The sequence below is a fragment of the Anaerococcus vaginalis ATCC 51170 genome (genome assembly GCF_000163295.1).
Taxonomy (GTDB): domain Bacteria; phylum Bacillota; class Clostridia; order Tissierellales; family Peptoniphilaceae; genus Anaerococcus; species Anaerococcus vaginalis.
The window spans coordinates 93,367-119,606 of the sequence record NZ_GG700527.1 but is presented as its reverse complement, the minus strand read 5'-3'; the positions used below and the strand labels follow the sequence as shown (position 1 = coordinate 119,606).

Annotated in this window: 24 protein-coding genes and 1 other annotated feature; of the genes, 3 read left to right on the top strand and 21 right to left on the bottom strand. The window is 30.0% G+C overall.

What is annotated here, in order from left to right:
- Nucleotides 1–333, bottom strand: a complete 333-nt coding sequence (locus HMPREF0078_RS00635; protein WP_004838082.1) for a hypothetical protein — start codon at nucleotides 331–333, stop codon at nucleotides 1–3.
- 99 nt (nucleotides 334–432) lie between these two features.
- On the opposite strand from HMPREF0078_RS00635, the gene HMPREF0078_RS00630 reads away from it, so the two are divergent.
- Nucleotides 433–648: a DUF1858 domain-containing protein gene (locus HMPREF0078_RS00630; protein ID WP_004838081.1), complete on the top strand. Its 216-nt coding sequence runs from the start codon at nucleotides 433–435 to the stop codon at nucleotides 646–648.
- A 48-nt stretch (nucleotides 649–696) separates the two neighbouring features.
- Here the strand turns inward: HMPREF0078_RS00630 and HMPREF0078_RS00625 are convergent, their stop codons facing one another.
- From HMPREF0078_RS00625 to HMPREF0078_RS00595, 7 genes are all read right to left on the bottom strand, one after another.
- Complete coding sequence (locus tag HMPREF0078_RS00625; protein ID WP_456061946.1) at nucleotides 697–2,052, bottom strand: alanine/glycine:cation symporter family protein; 1,356 nt, start codon at nucleotides 2,050–2,052, stop codon at nucleotides 697–699.
- A 213-nt stretch (nucleotides 2,053–2,265) separates the two neighbouring features.
- Complete coding sequence (locus HMPREF0078_RS00620) at nucleotides 2,266–2,793, bottom strand: tryptophan transporter (RefSeq protein WP_039920344.1); 528 nt, start codon at nucleotides 2,791–2,793, stop codon at nucleotides 2,266–2,268.
- Between the two features lie 52 nt (nucleotides 2,794–2,845).
- Nucleotides 2,846–3,114, bottom strand: a binding site (T-box leader).
- An 8-nt stretch (nucleotides 3,115–3,122) separates the two neighbouring features.
- Nucleotides 3,123–4,163, bottom strand: coding sequence for a prephenate dehydratase (locus tag HMPREF0078_RS00615; RefSeq protein ID WP_004838078.1), 1,041 nt, complete (start codon nucleotides 4,161–4,163; stop codon nucleotides 3,123–3,125).
- Nucleotides 4,156–5,232 carry a chorismate synthase gene (aroC, locus tag HMPREF0078_RS00610; protein ID WP_004838077.1) on the bottom strand — a complete coding sequence of 359 codons (1,077 nt, stop codon included), beginning with the start codon at nucleotides 5,230–5,232 and terminating at the stop codon, nucleotides 4,156–4,158. The genes HMPREF0078_RS00615 and aroC overlap by 8 nt, the downstream gene beginning before the upstream one ends.
- 1 nt (nucleotide 5,233) lies before the next feature.
- On the bottom strand, nucleotides 5,234–6,244 hold the full coding sequence (gene aroF, locus HMPREF0078_RS00605; RefSeq protein WP_004838076.1) for a 3-deoxy-7-phosphoheptulonate synthase: 1,011 nt from the start codon (nucleotides 6,242–6,244) through the stop codon (nucleotides 5,234–5,236).
- Nucleotides 6,245–6,556: 312 nt separating this feature from the next.
- Nucleotides 6,557–8,212, bottom strand: coding sequence for a putative manganese-dependent inorganic diphosphatase (locus HMPREF0078_RS00600; RefSeq protein ID WP_039920341.1), 1,656 nt, complete (start codon nucleotides 8,210–8,212; stop codon nucleotides 6,557–6,559).
- Between the two features lie 7 nt (nucleotides 8,213–8,219).
- On the bottom strand, nucleotides 8,220–9,473 hold the full coding sequence (locus HMPREF0078_RS00595) for a hemolysin family protein (protein ID WP_039920340.1): 1,254 nt from the start codon (nucleotides 9,471–9,473) through the stop codon (nucleotides 8,220–8,222).
- 99 nt (nucleotides 9,474–9,572) lie between these two features.
- Here HMPREF0078_RS00595 and HMPREF0078_RS00590 point away from each other — a divergent pair, with 99 nt between their 5' ends.
- Complete coding sequence (locus HMPREF0078_RS00590; RefSeq protein ID WP_004838073.1) at nucleotides 9,573–10,898, top strand: NCS2 family permease; 1,326 nt, start codon at nucleotides 9,573–9,575, stop codon at nucleotides 10,896–10,898.
- A gap of 59 nt (nucleotides 10,899–10,957) precedes the next feature.
- Here the strand turns inward: HMPREF0078_RS00590 and HMPREF0078_RS00585 are convergent, their stop codons facing one another.
- On the bottom strand, nucleotides 10,958–11,257 hold the full coding sequence (locus HMPREF0078_RS00585; RefSeq protein ID WP_004838072.1) for an MTH1187 family thiamine-binding protein: 300 nt from the start codon (nucleotides 11,255–11,257) through the stop codon (nucleotides 10,958–10,960).
- Between the two features lie 8 nt (nucleotides 11,258–11,265).
- Complete coding sequence (locus HMPREF0078_RS00580) at nucleotides 11,266–12,552, bottom strand: M18 family aminopeptidase (RefSeq protein WP_004838071.1); 1,287 nt, start codon at nucleotides 12,550–12,552, stop codon at nucleotides 11,266–11,268.
- A gap of 103 nt (nucleotides 12,553–12,655) precedes the next feature.
- Here HMPREF0078_RS00580 and HMPREF0078_RS00575 point away from each other — a divergent pair, with 103 nt between their 5' ends.
- Complete coding sequence (locus tag HMPREF0078_RS00575) at nucleotides 12,656–13,228, top strand: xanthine phosphoribosyltransferase (RefSeq protein ID WP_039920698.1); 573 nt, start codon at nucleotides 12,656–12,658, stop codon at nucleotides 13,226–13,228.
- An 83-nt stretch (nucleotides 13,229–13,311) separates the two neighbouring features.
- Here the strand turns inward: HMPREF0078_RS00575 and yihA are convergent, their stop codons facing one another.
- The 11 genes from yihA to HMPREF0078_RS00525 form a co-directional block, all read right to left on the bottom strand.
- Complete coding sequence (gene yihA / locus HMPREF0078_RS00570) at nucleotides 13,312–13,899, bottom strand: ribosome biogenesis GTP-binding protein YihA/YsxC (protein WP_004838069.1); 588 nt, start codon at nucleotides 13,897–13,899, stop codon at nucleotides 13,312–13,314.
- Nucleotides 13,896–16,226: an endopeptidase La gene (gene lon / locus HMPREF0078_RS00565; RefSeq protein ID WP_004838068.1), complete on the bottom strand. Its 2,331-nt coding sequence runs from the start codon at nucleotides 16,224–16,226 to the stop codon at nucleotides 13,896–13,898. The genes yihA and lon overlap by 4 nt, the downstream gene beginning before the upstream one ends.
- A gap of 43 nt (nucleotides 16,227–16,269) precedes the next feature.
- Entirely contained in the window at nucleotides 16,270–17,478 is a 1,209-nt protein-coding gene (gene clpX, locus HMPREF0078_RS00560; RefSeq protein ID WP_004838067.1) for an ATP-dependent Clp protease ATP-binding subunit ClpX, read from the bottom strand.
- Between the two features lie 2 nt (nucleotides 17,479–17,480).
- A complete protein-coding gene (clpP, locus tag HMPREF0078_RS00555; protein WP_004838066.1) occupies nucleotides 17,481–18,068 on the bottom strand; it encodes an ATP-dependent Clp endopeptidase proteolytic subunit ClpP in 588 nt (195 codons plus the stop codon).
- 33 nt (nucleotides 18,069–18,101) lie between these two features.
- Nucleotides 18,102–19,439: a trigger factor gene (tig, locus tag HMPREF0078_RS00550; protein ID WP_004838065.1), complete on the bottom strand. Its 1,338-nt coding sequence runs from the start codon at nucleotides 19,437–19,439 to the stop codon at nucleotides 18,102–18,104.
- Nucleotides 19,440–19,488: 49 nt separating this feature from the next.
- Nucleotides 19,489–20,139: an HD domain-containing protein gene (locus HMPREF0078_RS09250; RefSeq protein WP_004838064.1), complete on the bottom strand. Its 651-nt coding sequence runs from the start codon at nucleotides 20,137–20,139 to the stop codon at nucleotides 19,489–19,491.
- Nucleotides 20,136–20,816 (bottom strand): CCA tRNA nucleotidyltransferase, encoded by a 681-nt coding sequence (locus HMPREF0078_RS09245; RefSeq protein WP_004838063.1) that lies wholly within the window; start codon nucleotides 20,814–20,816, stop codon nucleotides 20,136–20,138. Before HMPREF0078_RS09245 ends, HMPREF0078_RS09250 begins: the two co-directional genes overlap by 4 nt.
- Complete coding sequence (locus HMPREF0078_RS00540; protein ID WP_004838062.1) at nucleotides 20,816–21,748, bottom strand: CdaR family protein; 933 nt, start codon at nucleotides 21,746–21,748, stop codon at nucleotides 20,816–20,818. The genes HMPREF0078_RS09245 and HMPREF0078_RS00540 overlap by 1 nt, the downstream gene beginning before the upstream one ends.
- Nucleotides 21,741–22,556 carry a diadenylate cyclase CdaA gene (gene cdaA / locus HMPREF0078_RS00535; protein ID WP_004838061.1) on the bottom strand — a complete coding sequence of 272 codons (816 nt, stop codon included), beginning with the start codon at nucleotides 22,554–22,556 and terminating at the stop codon, nucleotides 21,741–21,743. The genes HMPREF0078_RS00540 and cdaA overlap by 8 nt, the downstream gene beginning before the upstream one ends.
- A gap of 506 nt (nucleotides 22,557–23,062) precedes the next feature.
- Nucleotides 23,063–23,857 (bottom strand): ZIP family metal transporter, encoded by a 795-nt coding sequence (locus HMPREF0078_RS00530; protein WP_004838060.1) that lies wholly within the window; start codon nucleotides 23,855–23,857, stop codon nucleotides 23,063–23,065.
- 19 nt (nucleotides 23,858–23,876) lie between these two features.
- Nucleotides 23,877–26,240: a glycogen/starch/alpha-glucan phosphorylase gene (locus HMPREF0078_RS00525; protein WP_039920337.1), complete on the bottom strand. Its 2,364-nt coding sequence runs from the start codon at nucleotides 26,238–26,240 to the stop codon at nucleotides 23,877–23,879.

The window sequence follows — 26,240 nt, the reverse complement described above, 5'->3', positions numbered from 1 at the left end:
TCAATTTTCTAAATCTTTGGCAAGGCTGAATATTTCAGCTTGAATTTTAATTTTTTCCCTTTTTATTTTTTTAATTTCCTCATTTTGTTTTTTTGAAATTAAAATCGACTGAACAAAATTTGAAATAATAAAAGCTCCAACAAAAACTATAATTTTTGTAGGCGTTTTTGTCTTAGCCAAAGATATAATTAATAAAAAAATCAAAGAAAAAATTAAAGATTTAAGAAAAAATGAAAAAAATGAATTTTTCTTTTTTATTTTTTCCAAATTTTCATCTAGATCTTGGAGTTTTTTCCTTAATTCCATAATATTTTTTAAATTTTTCTCATTCATAATATCACCAAAATAATTGTACCCCAATTCCTAGTATTTTACTTTGATTTTTAATTTCTCTTATAGTAAAATAAATTTTAGACATAAAGGAGGGTTTTTATGGCTTTAGAAGATAGAAAAAAAGAGAAGGTGGAAATCACACACGATATGTTAATCGGTGATATAATCCAAGCAAAGCCAGAATCAATTAACACTTTCCTATCAATAGGAATGGGTTGTATTGCTTGTCCTTCATCTTTGTACGAAACCTTAGATGAAGCTTGTATGGTTCACGGAATTGATCCAGATTTCTTGCTTGAAAAATTAAATAAATAAACAAAAAAAGACTTTTGCGTATTTTTTTGCAAAAGTCTTTTTTGTTTTTTAATTTTTTTCAAAATATTTTTCCCACTTATTATCATAAGTCCAAAAATAATTTCCTTTTTTTTCTGAATCTTTGTACTTATCAAAATCATTTAAAATTTTCCTATAAGTTTTGCTCATTATAATCAGTGCCAAAATATTTGGAACAACCATTAAAGCATTTGCTGTATCAGCAACCGACCAAGCAAATTTCAAACCGCCAATTGAGCCTAGATAGCAAAAAATAATATAAATATATTTGAATAAATCAGAAAGTTTACTTGAACCCGTCAAATATTTTACACATCTTTGCCCATAATAGCACCAAGAAACTGCCGTTGTAAAAGCAAATAACACCAAAGCCAAAGAAACCAAATATTTTCCCCAAAAAATTGATTTTGAAAATGATTCAGCCGTAAGAGCAGCACCTTCAAGGCCTTGTGTTTTATAAATTCCACTTGTAATAATTACAAGAGCTGTCATGGTACAAATTATCATTGAAGAAATAAAAACTTCAATCGCTCCCCACATTCCTTGTCTAATTGGATGGTCGGTATGACTTGTTGCATGAGCCATAGGCGCTGTACCAAGACCTGCTTCGTTTGAAAAAATCCCTCTAGCAAGCCCCCACCTAATAGAAATTAAAATCCCAGAGCCTGTTGCTCCTCCTGCAAAAGCTTTTGGATTAAAAGCTCCAATAATAATTTCTTTAAAAGCTGGAATTAAATTTTCAATTTGCAAAATAAGAATCAAAATACAAGCTACAATATAAAAAACTGACATTATAGGCACAATTTTCGATGCAAAAGCTCCAATTCTTTTTATCCCACCAACAAGAACCAAAAGCATAAAAATAACGATTAAAATTCCACCAAGATGCAAATTTAAACCAGTCATAGCATTTAAAGATTCAGAAATAGAATTTGATTGAACCAAAGCTCCTGTTCCAATAATTGCAATAAAAGCAAAAAACGAAAAAATTTTCGCCAAAAATTTTGACCCAGTTCCCTTTTCGATATAATACATTGGTCCGCCAATATATTTTCCATCATCATCTGAAATTCTTGTAGCAACAGCCATAGTAACTTCAACCATTTTTGTTGTCATACAAATAAAACTTGCAATCCACATCCAAAAAATCGCCCCAGCACCACCAAAGCCAATTGCCGTTGCAACTCCTACAATATTTCCAGCTCCAATTGTTCCAGCAAGAGCTGTCGAAACCGCCTCAAAAGGAGAAATAGAATTTTCATCAGATTTTGAATCCTTAACAAGTCTTCCAAAAGTATTTTTAAAAATATAAGAAAAATTTTTAAAAACCCAAAAATCTGACCTATAATTTAAAACTATTCCTCCAAAAATCAAGACGATAATCATAGGATAACCCCACAAAAAATCGCCCAACTTAGCATTTAATTTTATAATTTCCAAAACGGACTAACCTCTTTCTAATTAATATAAGTTTATTCTTATTATTATAAAGGTTTTTTAAAAAAATAAAATAATAATTTATATTTTTTCCATTAAAAAAATTTTTATCCTATAAAAAATCAAAAATTTTTCCTTAATTTAAATTGTCTACGCTCTAAATCAAATCTGAGCTAGGCTTCTTGCAAAATTTTTATTATACATACTCATAACTTTATCAAAAAATAAGCCTACAAGAATATTTATGCCAGCAGTTGGAAGAACTAGGCTTACAAACATTAATTTTATACCAAATCCTTCTGGTAAAGCTCCTGTTATATTCATCAAAAATAAAAATACAAGCCCAGATATTGCTGTTCCAAGAAAATATAGGCTCCCAATCGAAAAAATATTTTCTATTTTTATTTTTTCTAAAAATTTTACAGAAAAATATACAAATAAGGATGAAATGATTTTATCTATAATATTTGGCACAAAACCGCCTGGCGCACTCGTTGTAATGCCTGCCAAAATTCCACCAGCAAGACCTACTGCAAGTGACATTTTAAAATCCTTATTTAAAATAATAATTGTAAAAACACACACCAACATAAAATCAGGTTTTACCATTCCCACAAAACCTGGTATCAAATGAAGTATTGTTCCTATTGCAAGTAAAATTGACGCTTGAGTTATAGTTTTTGTTTTCATAATTTTCTCCTTTAAATTTTTTAAAATTTTCCAATAAAAAAACCACTTACTCCAAAGGAGCAAATGGTTGAATTCGCGGTGCCATCCTTTTTATGTAAAATAAATTTCAATAAATTAATAAATCCTACATATCTTTATTCTGATACTAATTTAAAATAATTTCATATCATATCCCTATAACGTGGGAAGACGGCCTCGGGTACTTTTTTCACCTTAGCACTCTCAGATCCATTCGGTTTTACTTCTTTGCTTGTTTCCACCACACACAAGCTCTCTATAAAAGATTTATAAAACTTACTTACTTCTGATCAAAGTTTTATTATTTTAACTTATAAGTTATTTTGATTATATATTGAATTTATATTTTTGTCAAATGCTTTGTTAAAGTCAATATAAGCTCCCATAAATTCAAAATCCCTAGTATTTTCATATAAAAAATCCAAAAGACTCCTAATTCTTTTCTCTTTAATAGAGCCTTCAAAGTCAAAATAAAATACAAATTCAAAATCAGAACCAGGAATTGGAGAAGATTCAAGCTTAGTCATATTTACACCCAAAATTTTAAATTTTTCTACGATATTAATAAGAGAGCCCGGCTTATCAAAAGCTTTTAACCTTACAGAAATTTTGTTTGCCTTTTCATAAATTTTTAAATTTTTGGACACTATAATAAATCTTGTATAATTATTTGATTCATTTTGAATATTTTCGTCAATTATTTTTAGTTTATAAACCTTAGCACAAAATTTTGAGCCAATAGCTCCAAGTTTTTTATTATTTTTCTCTTTTATATATTTACTCGCAAGTGCCGTATTATAATATTCTTTTTGAATAAAACCGTGTTTATTTATATATTTTCCACATTGACCAAGAGCTTGCGGATGAGAATAAACTGTTTTTATATCAGAAAGTTTTGCATCTAAATTTCCCAACAAATAATGATTTATATCTAGCTTATAATTTCCAATTATAAAAAAATTTCTTTCAAGCATTAGATTATAAACTTCTTTGACCGAACCAAAAGATGAATTTTCTAAAGGCAAAATTCCAAAATCACATATATTTTCATCTATTGCATCAAGAATTTGGTCAAATTTTTTGTAATAATTTATTTTACCTTTAGGAAAAATAATATGGGAAACTTGATCGGCATAAGAGCCTTTTGCCCCTCCTACACCAATTTTTCCTTCTTTAGGAAAAATTTCTCTTATAAATTTATCTTGTAAATATTTAGAAAATTTTCCATCACAAAGGCTCATCATATAATCTTTATATTTTTCTTTTACAAATTTATCAAGATTTTCCAAATCTTCTTTTTTATAATTTTCTTTTTCTAAATTTTTAATAATTTTTTTAATATTTTCATTCATTTAACAAGTCCAATAAGGTTAAAGCCAAAATAGATTCTCCAATAGGAGGCGTTCTAAGGGCAAGGCATGGGTCGTGTCGTCCCTTAATTTGCAATATTTTTTCTTTTTTTTCTTTTATAGAAAATGATTTTTGGCAAATAGAAATTGACGGGGTCGGTTTGAAAATTAAATCAAAAACTACAGGCATACCATTTGTAATTCCTCCAACAACTCCACCAGCATTATTTGTTATAGTTTTTACCTGTCCATTTTTAATTTCAAATTGGTCGTTGTGCTGAGAACCTTTCATTTTCATTGCATCAAGTCCCAAACCAAAAGAAACCGCCCTAACAGCAGGAATCCCATAAGAAAGATAGGAAATTTTTGCCTCAAAAGAATCAAAGAGAGGATCTCCAAGTCCTTTTGGAATATTTTCCCCAAAAACTTGGCAAATTCCTCCAATAGAATCTCCATCTTTTTTTACTTCTTCTAAAAGATTTCTAATTTCTTTTTCTTTTTTTTCGTCCAAAACAGGGATTTCTTTTTGAGAAATTTTTTCCAATTCATCCATAGGAGGATTTGCCAAATCAATATTTTTATCTTCAATTCCTCCAATATTTTTAATCCTTGATGAAATTTTTATATTTTTTTCTTCTAAAATTTGCTTGGCAATTCCTCCTGCAAGACAAAATGGCGCAGTTAATCTTCCAGAAAAAGGTCCTCCCCCATTCATATCCATATCATTTCCATATTTTATAAAACTTGTATAATCAGCATGAGATGGCCTTGGAATATCATTTAAATTTTCATAATCTTTGGATTTGTAATTCTCATTTTTTATTATTGCTGTTATGGTTTTTGAAATTATTTTATTATCCCTTACCCCATAAATAAAATCTATCTTGTCACTTTCTTTTCTTTTTGTTGTAAATTTTGATTTTCCTGAAGCTCTTCTTTGCATAAATTGATCTAGTTTTTCCATGTCAATTTCAAAACCAATTTCCATATTATCCATAACTACGCCCATATATTCTTGGTGGCTTGAGCCAAATATGGTTATTTTTAAATTTTTTCCAAAGCTTTGACTCATTTTAAATTTCCTTTCTTAAATCATGGATTTTTTTTGTAGCCTTTACTATTTTGTCAAAATCATCTGGAACTACGCATTGAGCTCCATCAGAAAATGCTTTTGCAGGATTTTCGTGAACTTCTATCATAAGTCCATCTGCCCCAACTGCCGTTGCACTAAGAGATAAATCTTTTACATATCTTGAAATCCCCGCTGCATGAGATGGATCGATTATTATTGGAAGATGAGTTTTTTCGTGCAAAAATGGAACAGCTGTGACGTCCAAAGTATTTCTTGTTGCTGTTTCAAAAGTCCTAATACCTCTTTCACAAAGAATAACTTTTGTATTTCCCCTGCTCATAATATATTCTGCTGCCATCAATAATTCTTCATAAGTTGCTGCTAAACCTCTTTTTAATAAAATTGGTTTATCAACTTCTCCAAGCGCTTTTAATAAATCAAAATTTTGCATATTTCTTGCTCCAACTTGAAGAATATCTACATTATCAAAATATTTTAATTGATTTATTTCCATAATTTCTGAAACAAGGGCAAGGCCTGTTTCTTCTTTTGCTTTTATCAGATAATCAATAGCTTTTTTTCCGTAACCTTGGAAGGAATATGGGCTTGTTCTTGGTTTAAAAGCTCCTCCTCTTAAAATCGTTGCGCCAGATTTTTTGATTTTTTTTGCAATTGATACAATTTGCTCTTCGCTTTCGACTGAACATGGTCCTGCCATATAAACAAAAGATCCTCCACCGATTTTTGATCCATTTTCCAAAGTAATTATTGTATCTTCTGGGTGAAATTTTCTGTTTGCTTTTTTATAAGGCTCTTGGATTCTTATAACATCATCAACAACACTTTTTGATTTCATATCATCTTTTGAAACCTTGGATGTATCTCCCAAAAGCCCCAAGATAGTCGTTTTAAAACCAACTGCTTTACTTACTTTAAGCCCCATATCTTCAATTTCTTTTATAAGATCTTGTACTTCTTTTTCATTTGCACCATTTTTTAATTTAATAATCATTTTCTTCTCCTAATAAAATCTCTTTTTTCTTTTAAAATTTCCATATAAGAAAAATTTTAAAAATTTTTTATGTAATTTTCTAAGCTAATTTATTATTTCAAAATAAAAAAGCTTCCTGGCTATTACCAAGAAGCTAAAATTCAAAAAAACTTAAAATGTTTTAAAATTTTGCACATGATAAATAGCCTTACTTTTGTCAAAAGTAAAGTTAAAAAAGTAAAAGCTAGTTTGTGCAAAATTTAAGTTTTTCATTATTTTCTCCTGTTTTCTAAATTTTCTATATTATAGCATAGAAATTTTTTTCAGTAAAGTTTAATTATTGTGGGAATTCATAATAGCTTCAGTTATTTTTGGTATAACTTGTTTTTTTCTGGATAAAACACCAGGAGCTGAAATTGTTCCATTGTTTACCTTATTTCCAAAAACTTTTTCTATATCATCAAGATAGTTTCCCACTACTAATAATTCAGATTTTTTATTGAAAATATCTGTAAGGACAAGAACAAAGGTATTTTCTCCCTTAGCATTTAATCTATCTTTCATAAGAGCAATTAATTTATCTTTTATAGGATTTAACTCTTCTGGATTCATCGTCATAACTTGTCCAACTCTGATTTTGTCATCTCCAATTGTAAATGCTTTTACATCTCCATCAATTAAATCTTCTGGCGATTTATTTTTAAGACTTGTTCCAGCCTTAAACATCTTCATAGCAAAATCTTCTGGATTAATATCTGCAATTTTTGTAAGTCTATTTAAAACTCTTTTATCAGTTTCTGTTGTTGTTGGAGATCTAAATAAAAGAGTATCGGAAATTATTGCTGCTGAAAGAATTCCTGCAATTTCTTTTGTAGGTCTTATTCCTGATTCAAAAAACATTTTTGCAACTATGGTTGCAGTTGAACCGACAGGCTCTGCCCTAAAAAATAAAGGTTGGTTTGTTACAACATTAGCTACTCTGTGGTGGTCAATTATTTCAATTATTTCTGCATAATCAATATCATCAACTGATTGGTTTCTTTCGTTGTGGTCAACCAAAATTAATTTTTTCTTCTCATCAGAAATCAAATGGTATCTTGAAATTGCCCCAAGAACTCTTCCCCTTGCATCAACAATTGGATAAGATCTAAACCTAGTTTTTCCCATAACTTCACGAACTGTATCAACTGTATCTTCTGGAGAAAAATAAACCAAATTTTCTGTGCTCATTACATTTGCAATTGGAACTGCCATTGGCAAAAGTCTTGCTGTCATAAAGGTATCATATTCTGTCGAAATAATTGTAATATTATTTTTTTCGGCCTCTTTTTTTAGCTCCTCTTTAATATCAGAGCCGTTGGTTAAAATAATTAAAGAAATATTTTTACTTATCAAATACTCTTGAGCTTCAAGCCTATTTCCTGTTATAACCAAATCTCCATCTCCAACCAATGAAGTTTCTGGAGAATCTTTTTCATTCATGGCATAAACCATCATTTTGCCTGTAAAATCTCTAGGCTTTTTTGGATTTACCATAAGCTTTGCAGATAAAATATCCACTATATTTTCAATTGGCGTGTGAGTTCTTCCAATAATTCTATCATCCCAAACTTCCATATAAGAATGGGTTAAGTTTGACAAAGATGCAACTCCAATTAATCTTTCCTTATCATCTACTACAAAAAGAGAGTTCAATTTATTTTCTTGAATTATTGACCAAGCATTTCTAATTGGAAGAGATTCATCAACATTATAAGAATTGTCATAGTCAATATCTTTTATTTGAAGTTTCATAGAATCCTTGTGAAGAGGAGCCTTAACTCCAAAATAATCAAGAACAAATTGAGTTTCTTGATTTACATGACCAAGTCTAATCGGAATCGCCTCGCTATCTCCCAGCCTATTTTTTAGATTTGCATAAGCAAGGGCTGAGCAAATAGAATCAGTATCTGGATTTTTGTGACCTGTAATATAAACTGTTTGTTTCATAATACCTCTAACTTTCGCTATCAAATTTAACTCTAAGTAAATTTATCTTGTAACGTTCAACCTTCTCACAAATCAAAGTAACATCATCAACCTTTACAATATCTCCAGTTTTAGGAAGACGGTTAAGATAATCAATTACCAAACCTCCAACCGAATCATTTTTAACTTCTTTAATATCTCTATTAAAATAATCATTAAAATCATTTATGTGCATACTTGCATCAACTATAAATTCATTATCAGAAACCTTGTAGACTTTTTCATCATCAGGATCATATTCATCGTAAATATCTCCAACAAGCTCCTCAATTATATCTTCAATCGAAACAAGCCCTTCCGTTCCGCCGTATTCATCAACAACAATGGCAAGGGACACATTCATTTTTTTCATTGATTTAAAAAGATCAATTATATTCATATTTTCATAAGCATAGTAAGTTTGCCTTAGCATATCTTTAAGCCTTGGCTCTCTACCCTCAGCAACAAAAGTAACAATATCTTTCATGTGCAAAACGCCCACAATATTATCAATACTTTCGCCATAAACAGGAATTCTTGAATGCTTTGATTCAATTAAAAATTTATCCAATTCTTCCTTAGTCGAATCAATAGCTATTGCCTCCATATTAGTTCTTGGAGTCATAATATCAGATGCAAAAGAGCCAGCAAAATCAAAAACATTATTTATAATTTCACTTTCTTCATTGTTAATAACGCCTTGCTCTTCCCCAACATCTACAATAGTTTTCAAATCTTCTTCTGTAACCTTATCAGAATTATCAGCCCCATCAGATAATTTTTTTGTAAGATATTTTGTAAATAATCCCAATAAAAATACCGTAGGCTTTAAAATTATAGAAACAATATAAATAGCTTTTGAAAATCTAAGAGCCATTTTTTCGCTATTAATTTGAGCTGCAAGCTTTGGAGTAATTTCTCCAAAAATTAAAACTGTTATAGTTACAACAACTGTAGAAATAAAAGCACCAGCAGCTCCAAAAATATCAGTAAAAAATAATGCAGCTATGGTAGTAGTAACAATATTAACAATATTATTTCCAACAAGAATTGTTGTAATTGTGTTTTGGCTATCATCAACGAGTTTTCTAAGTAATGTTGCGTTTTTTACATTTTTTTCTTCAAGTTGCCTTAATTTAAATTTGTTTACAGAAGTAATAGCAGTTTCTGAAGATGAAAAAAATGCAGAAAGCAAAATCCCCAAAATCATTACAAATAACTCAATTATATTTTTTGTCGTCAAAACTTCCTCCTTGAATACATTATATGAGAAATTTATAAAAAAATAAAGTGATTAATTAAAGTAATTATGATATAATATGCTCGAAAAAAAGGAGGAATTATGGAAAAAAATTCGAACGAATCACTTGCCGAAAAAATTTTCAGATTAAAAGAGAAAAAAACAAATGTAAAAACTGAAATTATGGCAGGAATTACAACATTTATGACTATGTCATATATTTTGGCAGTAAATCCACAAATTTTGGGAGATGCCGGAATGGATAAGGGAGCAGTATTTACTGCAACAATAATTGCATCAATAATTGCAATTTTAATTATGGCTCTTTACGCAAACCTTCCATTTGCCCTTGCACCTGGAATGGGATTAAACGCATTTTTTACCTACACAGTTGTAATGACTATGGGAAAAAGTTGGGAATTTGCATTAGCAGCTGTTTTTATCGAAGGAATTATTTTTGTATTTTTAACATTTTTTAATGTACGTGAAGCAATTTTTAATGCCATACCAAGAAGTTTAAAAACTGCAGTATCAGTAGGAATCGGATTATTTATTGCTCTAATTGGTTTATTAAATTCTACTGTAATTGTAAAAAATGATGTTGGACTTGGACTTGGAAATTTAGTTAGCAAAGAAAGTTTTATATTTTTTATAGGACTTTTGATTATGGCAGTTTTAACAGCAAGAAAAACAAAAGGAGCCTTGTTAATAGGAATCGTAATTTCTACAATTATTGCCCTATTTACAGGAGTAAGCAAGCTCCCAGAAGGCGGAATTATTCAATTGCCACCATCACTTAGTCCAATTGCTTTCAAATTAGATTTTTCATCAATGTTTTCACTTGAAATGTTTTCTGTTGTATTCGCATTTTTATTTGTAGATTTATTTGATACAATAGGAACACTTACAGGAGTTGCAACAAAAGCAAAAATGTTAGATGAAAATGGACAGTTGCCTAATGCTGGACGTGCACTTTTTGCAGATAGTATTGGTACAACTCTTGGAGCACTTTTGGGAACATCAACTGTAACAACATTTGTAGAAAGTGCAACAGGAGTTGCAGAAGGTGGAAGAACAGGACTAACTGCCTTGTCAACAGGATTTTGTTTTTTCCTATCAATATTTTTCTATCCATTAATCACAATAATTCCAGCTCAAGCAACAGCAGCTGCTCTTGTAATGGTAGGATTATTTATGATAGATTCAATTGTTGATATAAATTTTGGAGATTTTACAGAATCATTCCCAGCCTTTATGACAATAATAATGATGCCTTTTGCTTATTCAATAGCAGAAGGAATCGCCTTTGGAATGATTTCATACGCAAGCGTAAAATTATTAACAGGAAAAGGAAAAGAAGTTTCCCCATTAGTTTATGTGCTTGCCTTAGTATTTTTACTAAGATATTTACTTCCATTATTTTCGTAAATAAGCAAACAAAAATTCCCCATTAATTTTGGGGAATTTTTAAATTAAGATAAAATATTTTACATCTTATCTTCAACTGATTTTATTTTTTGGTCAAGACTTGCTTTTTTGTCGCGTCTGTCGTCTATTTTTATTACTGAGTAAACTCTATCTGCTCCGTTTTTAAAAACTGATTCTTGACAAGCTCTGATTGCTTCAAAGGCCCTGTCTATATCTCCGTGAATTACTGTTCCCATTGGATTTAATCTTACTTCCAAATCTTCGTATTCTTTCAAAACTTTTTCGCAACCTGCTACATATTTTGAAACAGAAGTTTCTTTTGTTCCTATTGGTACTACTGTTAATTCTATAACTGCCATATATCCTCCTAATATTTTTTATTGTAAAAATCTTCAAATATTTTTATAGCTTCTATGTGATCATCTACCCCACCAAGCTCTCTTATTGAGTGCATGGCAAGAATTGGTGTGCCGACATCTATTGATTTTATTCCAGATTTTGCAGAAACAATTGGACCAATTGTAGAGCCACCGACCTTGTCAGATCTGTTATGAAAAGTTTGTACTTTTGCTCCAACATTTTTTGCATGTTTTAAAAATCTCGCCCTAGTTTCTACATTTGTTGTATAAGCACCATTAGAAGCTACCTTTATTCCTATACCAATATTTATTCTTGTATTATTAGTAGAATCAAATAAATTACTATAATTTGGATGAATTGAGTGAGAAAGGTCTGCTGAAATTAAATATGAATTAGAAAGAGAAATAAAATAATCTTCCCTATCATAACACAAATTCATTACAATTCTTTCCATAATTTCATCCAAAAATGGTGAAGATGCTCCTGTCCTTGTGCCTGATCCAATTTCTTCATTGTCATTTAATACGCACATATTGAATTTTTTATTTTCACTATTAATCAAAGCTGTTAATGATTGGTGAACACTTGCAAGATTATCAAGTCTTCCAATGTGAATAAATTCATCATCACTTCCCATAATAGATCCTTTTTGCCTATCATAAAGTGCCAAATCAAAATCTATTATTTTTTCTTCATCTACTCCAATCTCTTTTGCCAATAATTTTTGCAAAAATCCATCTTTTTTAAAATCATCTTCGATTGTTTTTATAATTGGAGAAAGCTCATCTTGCATATTATATTTGTAACCTGAATTTAATTCCCTATTAATATGGATTGCACAGTTTGCAATTGTCAAAAGATCTTTGTCAATTTTTACAAGTTTTGATTTAAATTCTCCATTTTCTTCAAAAACAACTTTTCCTGCCAAAGACAAATCCCTGTCAAACCAAGAAGATACAATCATTCCCCCATAGCCTTCAACATTAAATTTCAAAAATCCATTTGAAGTCATTTCAGGCTTTGATTTTATTTTGAAAGTTGGTGAATCTGTGTGAGATCCAATTATGTCAAACCCCTTTCTTGGATCATCTCCCACACTAAAAGCAATAAGAGCCGTATCGTCACGACTTACAAAATATTTTCCGCCCTTTTCTAGTTTCCATTTTTCATTTTCATTTAGTTTTTTAAAACCATTTTTTTCTAAACGATCAATAGAATTTTTGACAGCAAAATAATTTATTGGACTTTGGTCAATAAATTCTATTAAGTCATTGATTATTTCATTTCTATTCATATAATATATATTACCCTATAGATAGCTTTATAAAAGTGAATTTTGACTTTTTGTTAAACTTTGCTTTATAATAATAAAAAGAGTACGGAGGTAAATGTTTATAATGAAAAAATTAGAAGAAGTAATATTAAGCCACGGCAAGGTTCTTGGCAAAGATATTTTAAAAGTTGATTCTTTTCTAAACCATCAAATAAAACCAAAATTGATAAAAGAAATGGGAGAAGAATTTGCTGAACATTTTAAAGACAAAAATATAAATAAAATTTTGACAGTTGAATCATCAGGAATTGCCCCAGCAGTTATCACAGGTCTTGTCCTTGATTGCGATGTAGTTTTTGCAAGAAAACAAAAATCTCTTACAACCGATGATAATACATTTTCTTCAACTTGCTATTCTTATACAAAAGAAGAAATGAAAAGACTTATTGTAAGCAAGGATTACTTACACGAAAATGATAATGTTTTGTTGATAGATGATTTTTTGGCAAATGGTCAAGCTGCAAAAGCTATGGTTGCAATTTGTAAACAAGCAGGTGCAAATGTGGCTGGCGTTGGAATAGTTATAGAAAAATCCTACCAAGACGGAAGAAAACTTCTTGATGATATGGGCATAGATGTTTACTCTCTTGCAAGAATTTCTCACATGAACGGAAAAGAAATAGAATTTATAGATTAATCTAAGATGGCTTTTGCCATCTTTTTTATTTTAAAATTTTCAAAATAAAAAATCCCACTTGCGTGAGATTTTAAAATTTAAATTTATGAATTTACTATTACTTCAACTTGTTCTAATAAAACATTTTTATTGTGAGAAGTTATTGATGAATAGGCAAAAATCAATCCTTCATCATCAATATTTAAAGTTTTCATTATTTCTTTTATGTGTTTTTTTAAATGTGTTTTAGGAATTTTATCGTATTTTGTTGCTATAACAAATCCTGTAAAGCCAGAATCTATTATCCAATCATACATTTCTTTATCTTGTTTTGTTGGAGCGTGTCTTATATCTACCAAAAGAAAAACTTCTTTTAAATTTTCTCTTTCATATAAATATTTGTGGATTAAATTATTCCATTTTTCTTTTTCTGTTTTTGAAACTTTGGCGTAGCCGTAGCCTGGAAGATCGACTAGCCTAAATTTATCATTTATTTTATAAAAATTTATGGTTTTGGTCTTGCCCGGTTTTGATGAAGTTTTGGCAAGATTTTTTTTATCCAAAAATGAATTTATAAAAGAAGATTTTCCCACATTACTTCTTCCTGCAAAGGCTATTTCTTCAAAATCATCATTTGGAAATTGGGAGGCAAATCCTGCAACTTGATCTAAATTTACTGATTTTATTTTCATAGCAAAGCTTCCTCTAAAACTTCTGAAACTTTTGATACTTTTATAAAGTTTATTTTTTCCCTAACTTCCTTGTCAATATCTTCAATATCTTTTTCATTTTCTTTTGGAATAATTACATTTTTTATGTCGTAAGCGTAAGCTGCAAGAGCCTTTTCTTTAAGTCCTCCAATTGGCAAAACTTCTCCTGTGATTGTAACTTCTCCTGTCATTGCAAGGTCAGATCTTACTTTTTTTCCTGTAAGAGCTGATGCGATTGCAGTTGTCATTGTAATTCCTGCTGATGGGCCATCTTTTGGAGTTGCTCCTTCTGGAACGTGGACGTGAATATCTTTATTTTTATAAAAATCTGGATCGATTTCTAATTCTTTAGAATTTTTTCTCAAATATGAAATTGCCGCTTGAGCAGATTCTTTCATAACATCTCCCAAACTTCCAGTAAATAAATTTGCCCCTTTGCCGTCCATGGCATTTACTTCGATTGTTAAAATTGTTCCACCAACTTGAGTCCAAGCAAGTCCATTTGCAATTCCGATTTTATCTTCTTTGAGTCTTTGGTCTTCAAAAAATCTTTCCTTGCCAAGATATTTTTCATAATTTCTCATAGAAACATTGACCTTGTCTTTGCCTTCAAGAATTTCTTTTACAGCACGCCTACATATTTTTGCAATATTTCTTTCAAGAGATCTTACTCCAGCTTCTCTTGTGTAGGATTTGATAATTTTTTCTATAACTGGATCTGAAATATTCAAATCATTTTTTTCAAGACCGTTGTTTTCCATTTCTTTTTTTATCAAATATCTTTTGGCAATTTCTTCCTTTTCCCTTTGAGTGTAGCCAGAAATTTCTATAATTTCAAGCCTATCAAAAAGTGCTGGTGGTATATTTGAAATATCATTTGCTGTTGTTATAAAAAATACTTCTGATAAATCAAAACCAATATCAAGATAGCGGTCAATAAATTTATCGTTTTGTTCAGGATCTAAAACTTCAAGAAGGGCTGATGATGGATCTCCCCTAAAATCTGAACCTAACTTATCAATTTCATCTAGCAAAAATACTGGGTTTTTTACTTTTATTCTTGATATATTTGATAAAATTCTTCCAGCCATAGCCCCAACGTAAGTTCTTCTGTGACCTCTAATTTCTGATTCATCAGTTACTCCACCAAGACGCATAGAAATAAATTTGCGATTTAAAGCTCTTGCGATTGATTTTGCAATTGAAGTTTTACCAACTCCTGGAGGGCCAGCAAGACAAATTATTGCCGCTTGATTGTTTCCTTTTTTCTTCCTAACAGCGATTGATTCAAGAATTCTTTCCTTGACTTCCATAAGTCCATAATGGTCTTCATCCAAAACTTTTTTTGCATGAATTATATCCAAATTATCTTTTGATTTTTTTGACCAAGGAAGAGAGATTACAAAATCAAGATAAGAAGTTATAACTCCATAATCAGGGCTCATTTCAGGAATCATTTCAAGTCTATCAATACTTTTTAATAAAGTTTCCTTGTCTTCCTTGTCGATTTTTAATTTTTTAATTTTTTTCCTAAAGGCATCTGCCTCATTTAAATCTTTTCCTGTTAAATCATTTAATTCATTTTTAACAACATCAAGTTTTTCTCTAAGATAATATTCTTTTTGTCCCTTATTAATATTTTCTTGAACCTTAGAATCTATTTTTTTTGACAAATCTTTTAGCTCAATTTCTTTTTGAATTAGCCTATGAAGATTAATAAGTTTTTCTTCAATATCAAGCTCTTTTAAAAGGGAATAATTTTCTTTTGGACTTAGAGGAAGATAATATGTTATCAAATTTGCAAGTTTATCAATATTTTCAATTTCTACCAAAGAAAAAGCAATTTCTGGTGGAATAGTATTATCCATTGAAACATAAGATCTAAAATCTTCAACCAACATTTTTTTCAAGGCTTCTATATTTTCGTTACTTTCAAAATTTTCTTCATCGAAAATATATTCTTTAACCTCTGCCTTAAAAAATCCATCTTCAATTTTTACATTCAAAACTTCGCCAACAGATTTTGCTTCAATCAAAACCCTAAGCTCTCCATTTTGCAAATTAAAAGTTTGTTTTATGCTTGCAATTGTTCCATAATCATAAATATCTTCTTTTTTTGGATTATCTTCTAGAATATCTTTTTGATTTACCAAAAAAATTTCAGATTCATTTAATAAAGCATCTTCTACAGCTTTTTTTGAAACCGCTCTTTGGCAATCAAAGTGGACTACTGTATCAGGAAAAGCCCACAAGCCCCTAACAGGAACCATCGGATATTCTTTTGTATCTATTTTATAGATAAAGCTCATTTTATCTCCTTGTAGTAAAAAGGGAGCCCAATGTCTCCCTTTTTTATTTGTATATTAATTTTTTCTTATCTTTTATAGCACCTTTTGATACAATAACTTCTTTTATATGGTCTTTTGAAGGAATTTCAAACATTACATCCAAAAGCAAATCTTCCAAAATTGTCCTAAGTCCTCTCGCACCCGTTTCTTGCTTGAAGGCTTTTTCGGCAATTTCTTTGACTGCTTCATCTTCAAAAGTTAATTTTACTCCATCAAGCTCAAATAATTTTTGATATTGTTTTAATAGAGAATTTTTTGGCTCTTGTAAAATTTTTACAAGACTATTTACATCTAAATCTTCCAGCGAAACAACTATAGGAACTCTTCCAATAAATTCTGGAATTAATCCAAATTTCAAAAGATCTTCAGTTGTAACGTCTGCCAAAGAAACTTCTTTGTTTTCACTATCTTCTGAGCCAAAACCAATTGATTTTTTGTTGGTTCTTTGTTTTATTATATCTTTAATTCCATCAAAGGCTCCACCAACAATAAACAAAATATTTGTTGTATCAACTTGGATATATTCTTGGCTTGGATGTTTTCTTCCGCCTTGAGGAGGAACATTTGCAACAGTTCCTTCAATTAATTTTAAAAGTGCTTGTTGAACTCCTTCTCCACTAACATCACGAGTTATTGAAGGATTTTCACTTTTTCTAGTTATTTTATCTATTTCATCAATGTAGATTATTCCTGTTTGGGCAAGCTCAATATCATAATCAGCAGCTTGAACTAATTTCAAAATTATATTTTCTACATCTTCTCCAACATATCCTGCTTCAGTTAAACTTGTTGCATCTGCAATTGCAAATGGAACATTTAATTTCTTGGCAAGAGTTTGAGCAAGAAGAGTTTTTCCAGAGCCAGTTGGTCCAAGCATCAAAATATTTGATTTTTGTAGCTCAACATCATCTTTGCTATCATAATTTGAATTTATTCTTTTGTAATGATTATATACTGAAACTGATAGTGTTTTTTTTGCCATCTCTTGTTGGATTACATATTGATCTAAATAATCTTTTATCTCACTTGGTGTAGCAAGATCAATGTCCATGTGGCTATGTTCAACTAATTCTTCTCTTTGGATGATTGATGAGCAAAGCTCAATGCATTCATTACAAATAAAAGCATCTGGGCCTGCAATTAATCTATCAACCTCATCAGCACTTTTCCCACAAAAGGAACATCTGTTTTCTTCAAATTCCATTTTACCCATACTTATTCTATTACCTTGTCTATTAAGCCATATTCTTTTGCTTCATAAGCATCCATAGCAAAATCTCTGTCTGTATCTTTTTGAATTTTTTCAATACTTTGACCAGTATTATCTGCCAAAATTTTGTTTAGTCTTTTTTTCATTTTTAAAATTTGTTCAGCTTGGATTTGAATATCACTTGCTTGACCTTGAGCTCCACCTGATGGTTGATGGATTAGGATGTTTGAATTTGGAAGAGAAAATCTCTTTCCCTTTGCTCCAGATGAAAGTAAAACTGCTCCCATTGATGCAGCTTGACCTATACAAATTGTAGATACATCTGGTTTTATATAATTCATTGTGTCATAGATTGCAAGTCCTGCTGTAACTACTCCACCTGGCGAATTTATATAAAATTGAATATCCTTATTTGGATCTTGGCTTTCTAAAAATAAGAGTTGAGCAATAATTATATCACTTACTCCATCTTCAACAGGACCTGTTAGAAAAATAATCCTATCTTTTAATAATCTTGAGTAAATATCATAAGCACGCTCGCCCCTATTTGTTTGCTCTATAACTGTAGGAACTAAAAAGTTTTTTGCGTTCATAAAATCTCCTTATCTTTTTGGAGTTTATGATTACTAATCTTCTTTTTCGTCTTCTTTATTTTCTTCTGACTTGTTTTCAGCTGGAACTAATTTTACATTTTTTTCTAGAAGTTCTACAGCTTTTCTTCTTTTAACATTTTCTATAACTGTATCTCTAGAAACATTCTTTTCGAAGATTTCTTTGAATTTTTCGTAATCGTCTACTCCATATTGTTTAGCGGCATCTTTTATTTCATTTTCTATTTCTTCATCACTTACTTCAATATTTTCTTTCAAAGCAACTTCATCCATTACAAGATTTGCTTTTACTTTATCTTCTGCAACAGCTCTATATTGATCTCTAATTGCAGACATATCCATTTTTGTCATTTCAATATATTGTTGTAAAGAAATTCCCATTTGACGTAATCTTTGGTCAAGATTTTGCATTTCAAGATCAATTTCTTGGTTTACTAATGGATCTGGAGCGCTTACTTCAGATTTTTCTACCAAAGCTTTGATTGCTTCATTTTGAATTTGATTCTTTACAAATTTTTCTTTATCTTCTTTAAGATTTTTCTTTGTATCTTCTTTTAATTCTTCTAATGTTTCAAATTCAGAAATATCTTTTGCGAATTCATCGTCAATTTCTGGAAGTTCTTTTCTTGAAATCGAATTGATTTCTACTTCAAATCTTGCGTCTTTTCCTTGGAATTCTTTTGCTTGATAATCTTCAGGGAAAGTTACATTGACGTCAAATTTATCTCCAACTTTGTGACCTTCAACTTGTTTTTCAAAATCGCCTACAAATGATTTTGAGCCAAGAACTAAATCGTGATTTTCAGCTTTTCCGCCTTCAAATCTTTCTCCATCAAGAAAACCATCAAAATCGATATTTACTGTATCTCCATCTTGAGCTTCGCCGTCTTCTATTGGAATAATTCTTGCATTTTCTTCTTGTTGGTGTTTAAGTTCGTGTTCTACATCTTCATCTGTAACTTCTGTTGGGATTTCTGTAACTTCAAGCTCAGAATAATCTCCAAGTGTTGGATGAGGTTTTGTTTCAACTTCTACTTTAAATACAACGTCTTTTCCTTTTTCTATATCGTCAAAATCAACTGATGGTTGATCTATTACTTCAAGATTTAATTCATCAATTGCCTTGTTATAAGGTTCTGGGAAAACTTCTTGAATTGCTTCATCGTAGAATACTTCTACTCCATACATTTTTTCGATTATTCTTTTTGGAACTTTTCCTTTTCTAAATCCATCTACCCTATATCTAGACTTATTTTTTTTATAAACATTATTAACTGCTTTTTCAAAATCTTCAGCAGCTACTACTAAGTCAAATTTTGCTATATTATTTTCATGTGATTTTAATTCTGTCATAGTTTTGCCTCCTAAAACACTACATACTCATTAGTTTAATATACTACTTCTAATAATTTCTATCAAGATTATTGTATTTATTTTTTATATATTTAACAATTTCACTTTTTTTATTTTCTAATTTTTCATCCATTACCAAATTATAAACTTCATTTAAAATCTCTCCAAGCTCTTTTCCCTCTTTAAATCCAATTTCTATTAAATCATTGCCAGAAAAATCAATTTGATCTTTTTTCCTTGGAGTATTTGAATTTAAAATTTCTTCTAAAAGTTTTTTTGCATTTAAAATATTTTCTGTATTATCGTGAACTGTCGAAAGAACATCTGCTTTTTGCAAATCAAACAAATCGTAAATATTTTCATCTCCGACTTTTCTCAAAAGTTTTCTTACAGATTTTTTTGTGTATGTATTGGTATTATCCATGTGCCTTTCTACCAATAGCAAGGTGTTTTCAATAAATTTTTTGGGATATTTTAATTCCTTTAATCTATTTTTAATTATTTCTTTTGATATTTCTTGGTGTCCAAAAAATCTCCCTTCGCCATTTTCATCTAGAAAAAATGTATCAATTTTTCCTGTATCGTGAAAAAGTCCTGCCATTCTTGTTTTTAAATTTGCTGGCGTCATATCCAATACTTTCATAGAATGTTCAAATAAATCAAATTTATGGTGGGAGGAATGTTGATTAAAGCCTATCATTTTTTAACTTCTGGAAATATATATTCCAAAAGGTCTAGATTTTCTAATAATCTAATTCCTCTTGATGGATTTTTGGATAATAAAATTTTGTCAATTTCATCCCTAATTCTTTCTTTTGAAATTTCTTCTATATTATTTTTCTTATTTTTTATTGCATTTTTTAAATTTTTTTCAATTTCAAAATCCAAAACTGTAGCAAATCTTACCGCTCTTAAAGCTCTTAGATAATCTTCTTCAATTCTTTCGTAAGGATTGCCAACAGCTCTTATTATCTTATTTTTTAAATCTTTTTTCCCATCAAATAAATCTATTATCTTGCCATTTCTTTCTGCCATGGCATTTATGGTAAAATCTCTTCTTTTTAAATCTTCTTCAATTGTATTTGAAAAGGAAATTTTATCAGGATGTCTTTTGTCTTTGTAAAAAGATTCAGCCCTAAAACTTGTAATTTCAAATTCTTCAGATTTATAAATAACCTTTATTGTTCCAAATTTTTTCCCTATATCTATTAATTTCATATCAGAAAAAATTTTCATTATTTGTTCTGGTCTTGCTCTTGTCGTCAAATCAATATCGTGGATTTTCTCTCCCAAAAGCTTATCCCTTAGCGCTCCGCCTACAAGATAAGTTTCAAAACCAGAATCTTCAAGTCTTTTTACTAGATATTTATAGGACATTAATTTTTCTTTCCTAATTTCACATAGACATTTACAAAATAATCTCCCTCATTTAGCTCGACAGCTTGTGGGATTTCAAGTTCAACTCTTTGCTCAAATTCATCGTTTTTTAAATTTGATAGGTCGATTTCTCTAGTTTTTATTGCACTTATTTTATCAATTATATTTTTTTCTCCTTTTACTATAACCTTGTTTGGAGAAATTTTACTTTCTGTAATTTGCATATTTTTTGGAAGATTATCGTAATTTAATTCTACGCCTACTTCCTTACTTTGGAGAACATCAAAAGAAATTGACACATCATTTTGTGACAAATCAACATTTTCTACAGTTTTTCCTTTTTTATCTACGGGTTTTACTCCAATATCATGAATTTTCCCATCAAGATATTCTTCTTCATTTATATTTAATACAATTTTATCAACCTTATCAACATAATTTCTAAGGCCAGATACGGTGATTTTTTTGGTAGATTGCTCGCTTACATTAATAATTTTTGATTCTTTTAGCCTATCAGAAATTTTTATATCTACAGTCAAATCCTTTTTTACAATTTTTTCCATTTTTAAATTAATATTTGACGGACTTACACTTTCAATCCTAATTCCTGACGGAACATCAACATTTACATTTAAAGTTTTTATTCCTTCTGTTGGCACGCCCAAATCTATGCTTGCAACCAAATCTTCTGCTGATAATGATGCAAGATCTGATCTTGAACCTTCAACTTTTACATTTACACTTGCCACCTCATCTTTACCAACCAAGGCATAGCCATCTTTTTGCATTACTTCTTGATTTTTAATTGTTAAAGGAACATTTCTTATAGTTTTTGATAAAGAAGGATTTGTTGAAGTCATTACAAAAGCCCACATAATGACAGCGACAAGAATTGATAAAACAATCAATTTTCTGTCATTTTTATTATTCATTTTCAATCCTCCTTTTAAAATTCAATTTATTTTCATCATCTCTTAGCTCTTTCATAAGCCTATCTTTTAAAGACTCATCATCAAAATATCTATTTATAACACCATTGCTTACTATAGAAATTGTTCCAGTTTCCTCGCTAACAACAACGACTAGGCAATCACTTTTTTCGCTAATTCCAATAGCTGCTCTATGGCGAGTGCCAAGTTCTTTTGACAAAGTATTATTTGTAGTTAATGGCAAATAACAAGCTGCCGCTTCAATCAAATCATCACGAATTATAACCGCCCCATCATGAAGAGGTGTGTTTGGAATAAAAATATTTATCAAAAGTTCGCTGGAAATTTCAGCGGAAAGATTAGTTCCACTTTCAATAATATCATTAAGTCCAACTTCTCTTTCAATTACAACTAAAGCACCAATTTTTTGCCTAGACAAGGAGCTCATAGCAGAAACAATTTCATCAATAGATCTTTCATTCTTATTGTAAGAATCACTAACAAAAAAGCTTCGTCCCCTACCAATTCTTTCCAAAGCAGACCTTAATTCTGGCTGAAAAACTACAATTATAAATACCAAAGAAACAGTAAAAAATTGATTCATAAGCCATGAAACAGTATTTAATTTAAAAATATCAGCAATAGATGCAAAAATTAAAACAAAAATAAATCCCTTCATAACTTGTTCAGCTCTAGTATTTTTGAGAAGCTTTAACAATTTATATGCAATAAAAGCAATAAGCGTTATATCAATTATATCTGTAATCCTAATTAGCGATAAATACGCTACAAAATTATCTATGTAAGACATGTCTACCTCCTAAGTCTATTTATATTATATACTTTATTATAAAATTTTGTAGAAAGGAAAGGCTTAAATGAAATAAAATTTAAATTTTTTGAAATTTTTATATTTAAAATTTTTCGTAGAAATTTTTTACAAAAAAATACCAAGTTTTTGACTTGGTATTTTTTTGATTTTTATTTTTTAATTTAAATTGTTTTTTATTTCTTTGTACCTATTTCGCGGGGCATTAGTAGAAATTGTGCCACCGGCACAATTTCTAAGCCAAGCACGCTCTTTGGTTGCGTTTTACTTAATTTGGTTTTTTATTATTTTAAAACTGATTTTTAATTCTTCGATTTTACTTCGCGGGATGTTGGTAGAAATTGTACCACTGGCACAATTTTTAGCCCAACATACGCTCTTTGATTGCGTTAAACTTAATTTTCTTAGTTTCCAAATTAAAACTATTTTTTAATTCTTCGATTTTACTCCGCGGGGCATTAGTAGAAATTGTGCCACCGGCACAATTTCTAGCCTAATGCCACATCCAGAATCATCATTACTGAAAAGCCTACTGAAAACCAAATTACTCCTAGGTTTGAGTGGTCTTCGCCTTCACCTGTTGCTTCTGGTATTAATTCTTCTACTACTACATAAAACATTGCACCTGCTGCAAAGCTTAAAAGATATGGCAAAATTGGAATCATTATTTGGGATAATAATATTGTAAGAACTGCTGCTACCGGCTCTACTGCTCCTGATAAAACTCCCATTATAAATGATTTATTTTTTCCTATTCCTTGACTTTTTAATGGCATAGAAATTATTGCGCCTTCTGGAAAATTTTGAATTGCTATTCCAAGTGAAAGCACCATTGCTCCTGCCATTGTTAAATCTGTATTTCCTGACAAAACTCCTGCAAATGCTACTCCTACCGCCATTCCTTCTGGTATATTGTGAATTACAACTGCAAGTACCATCATTGTTGTTTTTCTTAACGAATCATTTTTTGGTCCTTCTGCCACATCGCTATCAACGTGTTGATGGGGGACTACATTATCTAAAAATAATAAAAATATAATTCCAACGGCAAATCCTACCACAGCAGGAATCCACGCCATTTTCCCTAACTTTTGATCTACCATATCCATCGCTGGTATTAAAAGCGACCAAATACTTGCTGCAACCATTACGCCTGCAGCAAAGCCTGATAGGGATTTTTGAATTTTACCTGATAATTCGTTTTTCATTAAATAGACCATAGCCGATCCAAGACTTGTGCCTATAAATGGAATTAGTAATCCTATTACTAAATCTTTGCTCATTTTTCTCTCTTTCTATTTTTTATAATTTCCAAATATCTTTTGCATATTCAAGAATTGTTCTGTCTGATGAAAAATATCCTGCGTTAGCAATATTCTTCAAGCTCTTTCTTGCCCATGTTAATCTATCGGAATATTCTTTATTTATTTTTTCGTGTGTTTTTTTGTAATCTTCAAAATCTTTTAAGACAAAATATGTGTCAGCTTTTTCTCCACCTTGTGGATTTATTAGACAATTGTAAATATCTAGGAACATATATGAGTCATTATCGTTTAGCTCTCCTGATAAAAGTGTATCTACTGCATCTTTGATGTCTTCATTTTTGTAATAAAATTCTTTTGGATTATAAGAATCATAAATTTCATTTAATTCTTCAACTTTTGCTCCGAATAAATAATTATTTTCAACTCCTGCATTTTCAAAAATTTCTATATTTGCTCCATCATAAGTTCCAAGGGTCAAGGCTCCATTTAACATAAATTTCATATTGCCTGTTCCTGAAGCTTCTTTTCCTGCTGTTGAGATTTGCTCTGAAATATCTGCTGCTGGGAAAAGTTTTTCGCCGTAGCTTACTCTATAATTATTTACAAATACTACTTTTATTTTGTCATTTACTTCTTCATCGTTATTTATAACTCTTGCAATTTCGTTTGCAAGTTTTATTATTGCTTTTGCTCTAAAATATCCTGGTGCTGCTTTTCCTCCAAGTATAAATGTTGTTGGGTAGAAATCCATATCAGGATTTTTCTTTAATTTGTGATATAAATTTATAATGTGAAGAAGGTTTAAATGTTGTCTTTTGTATTCGTGAATTCTTTTTACTTGTATATCAAAAATCGAATTTGGATTTATACTTATTCCTTCATTTTCCAAAATATATTTTGCCAAGTCTTTTTTATTTTCAAATTTAATTTGATTAATTTCTTCTAGAGTTTTTTCATCGTCTAGGTATTTTTCTAGGCCTTTTAATTTTGTTAAATCGTATTTCCAATCATCGCTTCCTAATTTTTCTGTAATGAAATTTGATAATTTTATATTTGAATATACTAGCCATCTTCTTGGTGTTATTCCATTTGTTTTATTGTTGAATTTTTCTGGCATTAATTTATACCAATTTTTAAAGGTATCATCTTTTAGAATTTGTGTGTGAAGTTTTGCAACTCCATTTACTGATTTACTCATCACAATTGCAAGATTTGCCATTCTCACTTGGTCAAATCTTATAATTCTATAAGGATCAATTGCTTCTTCTGATAAGCCTTTTTCTTTAAATTCTTTTACTAGATTTTCGTTTAATTTTTTAATTATTTCAAAACATCTTGGACATACTTCAAGCATTATATCTTTTGGCCAAGATTCTAGAGCCTCTTGTAAAACTGTATGGTTTGTAAATGCAAATGTATTTTTTGTTATTTCTACAGCCCTTTTAAATTCAATTCCATTTTCATCAACTAAAACTCTTATAAGCTCTGGTATGGCAATAATTGGATGGGTGTCATTTAATTGGATTATGTGATATTTTGAAAAATCTTCAAATTGTAAATCGTGATCAAAATATCTTTTGTATTTTGAAACCATATCTTGAATTGATGCTGAGCAGAAGAAATATTGTTGTTTTAATCTTAAAACTCTTCCTTCTCTTTGCATATCATTTGGATATAAAACTCTGGTTATATCTTCAGCCCTATTTTTTTCTTCAACTGCCTTATCATATTGAAAATTATTAAAATATGAAAAATCAAATTCTTCAAATGGTTCTGCTTGCCAAAGTCTTAATGTATTTACTTGTTCATTTTCAAAACCTAGCATTGGCATATCGTAAGGAACTGCTTTTACAGTTTGGTCTCTAAACTTTACAATTTTTGAATCAGATTCAACTCTTATTGACCAGCCATCGCCATCTTTTATCCAATGATCGCCACCTTCAACTTGAAAGCCATTTTCTATTTTTTGTTTGAAAAGTCCTTCTCTGTATCTTACTCCGTATCCATACATATCAAGCTTTTGGGTTGCCGCTGAATCCATAAAACAAGCTGCAAGTCTACCAAGTCCACCATTTCCAAGAGCAGCATCATCTTCAAAATTTTCTATTGATTCAAAATCAATGTCAATCTCACTTAAAATTTCTTTTACTTCATCATAAATTCCAAGATTTATTAAATTATTTCCAAGGGATCTTCCTACCAAAAATTCCGCAGAAAAATAATAGGCTTTTCTTGATCTTCTTGTCCTATTTTTGCAATTTCTCCATTCTTGATTGATAAGCTCCATTATTGTATCGCAAAGAGCAAAATATCTGTCCTTATCTGAAGTTTCTGCAAAATTTTTTAGTGTAATTCTCTGTAAATTTTCGATATAACTTTCCATAAATTTGTTTTTGTTCAT

Excerpts from the sequence above, each read along its gene's own strand:
- HMPREF0078_RS00635 (WP_004838082.1), bottom strand. The coding sequence starts at position 333 with ATGAATGAGAAAAATTTAAAAAATATTATGGAATTAAGGAAAAAACTC.
- HMPREF0078_RS00630 (WP_004838081.1), top strand. The coding sequence starts at position 433 with ATGGCTTTAGAAGATAGAAAAAAAGAGAAGGTGGAAATCACACACGAT.
- HMPREF0078_RS00625 (WP_456061946.1), bottom strand. The coding sequence starts at position 2,052 with ATGATTATCGTCTTGATTTTTGGAGGAATAGTTTTAAATTATAGGTCA.
- HMPREF0078_RS00620 (WP_039920344.1), bottom strand. The coding sequence starts at position 2,793 with ATGAAAACAAAAACTATAACTCAAGCGTCAATTTTACTTGCAATAGGA.
- HMPREF0078_RS00615 (WP_004838078.1), bottom strand. The coding sequence starts at position 4,163 with ATGAATGAAAATATTAAAAAAATTATTAAAAATTTAGAAAAAGAAAAT.
- aroC (WP_004838077.1), bottom strand. The coding sequence starts at position 5,232 with ATGAGTCAAAGCTTTGGAAAAAATTTAAAAATAACCATATTTGGCTCA.
- aroF (WP_004838076.1), bottom strand. The coding sequence starts at position 6,244 with ATGATTATTAAATTAAAAAATGGTGCAAATGAAAAAGAAGTACAAGAT.
- HMPREF0078_RS00600 (WP_039920341.1), bottom strand. The coding sequence starts at position 8,212 with ATGAAACAAACAGTTTATATTACAGGTCACAAAAATCCAGATACTGAT.
- HMPREF0078_RS00590 (WP_004838073.1), top strand. The coding sequence starts at position 9,573 with ATGGAAAAAAATTCGAACGAATCACTTGCCGAAAAAATTTTCAGATTA.
- HMPREF0078_RS00585 (WP_004838072.1), bottom strand. The coding sequence starts at position 11,257 with ATGGCAGTTATAGAATTAACAGTAGTACCAATAGGAACAAAAGAAACT.
- HMPREF0078_RS00580 (WP_004838071.1), bottom strand. The coding sequence starts at position 12,552 with ATGAATAGAAATGAAATAATCAATGACTTAATAGAATTTATTGACCAA.
- HMPREF0078_RS00575 (WP_039920698.1), top strand. The coding sequence starts at position 12,656 with ATGAAAAAATTAGAAGAAGTAATATTAAGCCACGGCAAGGTTCTTGGC.
- yihA (WP_004838069.1), bottom strand. The coding sequence starts at position 13,899 with ATGAAAATAAAATCAGTAAATTTAGATCAAGTTGCAGGATTTGCCTCC.
- lon (WP_004838068.1), bottom strand. The coding sequence starts at position 16,226 with ATGAGCTTTATCTATAAAATAGATACAAAAGAATATCCGATGGTTCCT.
- clpX (WP_004838067.1), bottom strand. The coding sequence starts at position 17,478 with ATGGGTAAAATGGAATTTGAAGAAAACAGATGTTCCTTTTGTGGGAAA.
- clpP (WP_004838066.1), bottom strand. The coding sequence starts at position 18,068 with ATGAACGCAAAAAACTTTTTAGTTCCTACAGTTATAGAGCAAACAAAT.
- tig (WP_004838065.1), bottom strand. The coding sequence starts at position 19,439 with ATGACAGAATTAAAATCACATGAAAATAATATAGCAAAATTTGACTTA.
- HMPREF0078_RS09250 (WP_004838064.1), bottom strand. The coding sequence starts at position 20,139 with ATGATAGGCTTTAATCAACATTCCTCCCACCATAAATTTGATTTATTT.
- HMPREF0078_RS09245 (WP_004838063.1), bottom strand. The coding sequence starts at position 20,816 with ATGTCCTATAAATATCTAGTAAAAAGACTTGAAGATTCTGGTTTTGAA.
- HMPREF0078_RS00540 (WP_004838062.1), bottom strand. The coding sequence starts at position 21,748 with ATGAATAATAAAAATGACAGAAAATTGATTGTTTTATCAATTCTTGTC.
- cdaA (WP_004838061.1), bottom strand. The coding sequence starts at position 22,556 with ATGTCTTACATAGATAATTTTGTAGCGTATTTATCGCTAATTAGGATT.
- HMPREF0078_RS00530 (WP_004838060.1), bottom strand. The coding sequence starts at position 23,857 with ATGAGCAAAGATTTAGTAATAGGATTACTAATTCCATTTATAGGCACA.
- HMPREF0078_RS00525 (WP_039920337.1), bottom strand. The coding sequence starts at position 26,240 with ATGAACAAAAACAAATTTATGGAAAGTTATATCGAAAATTTACAGAGA.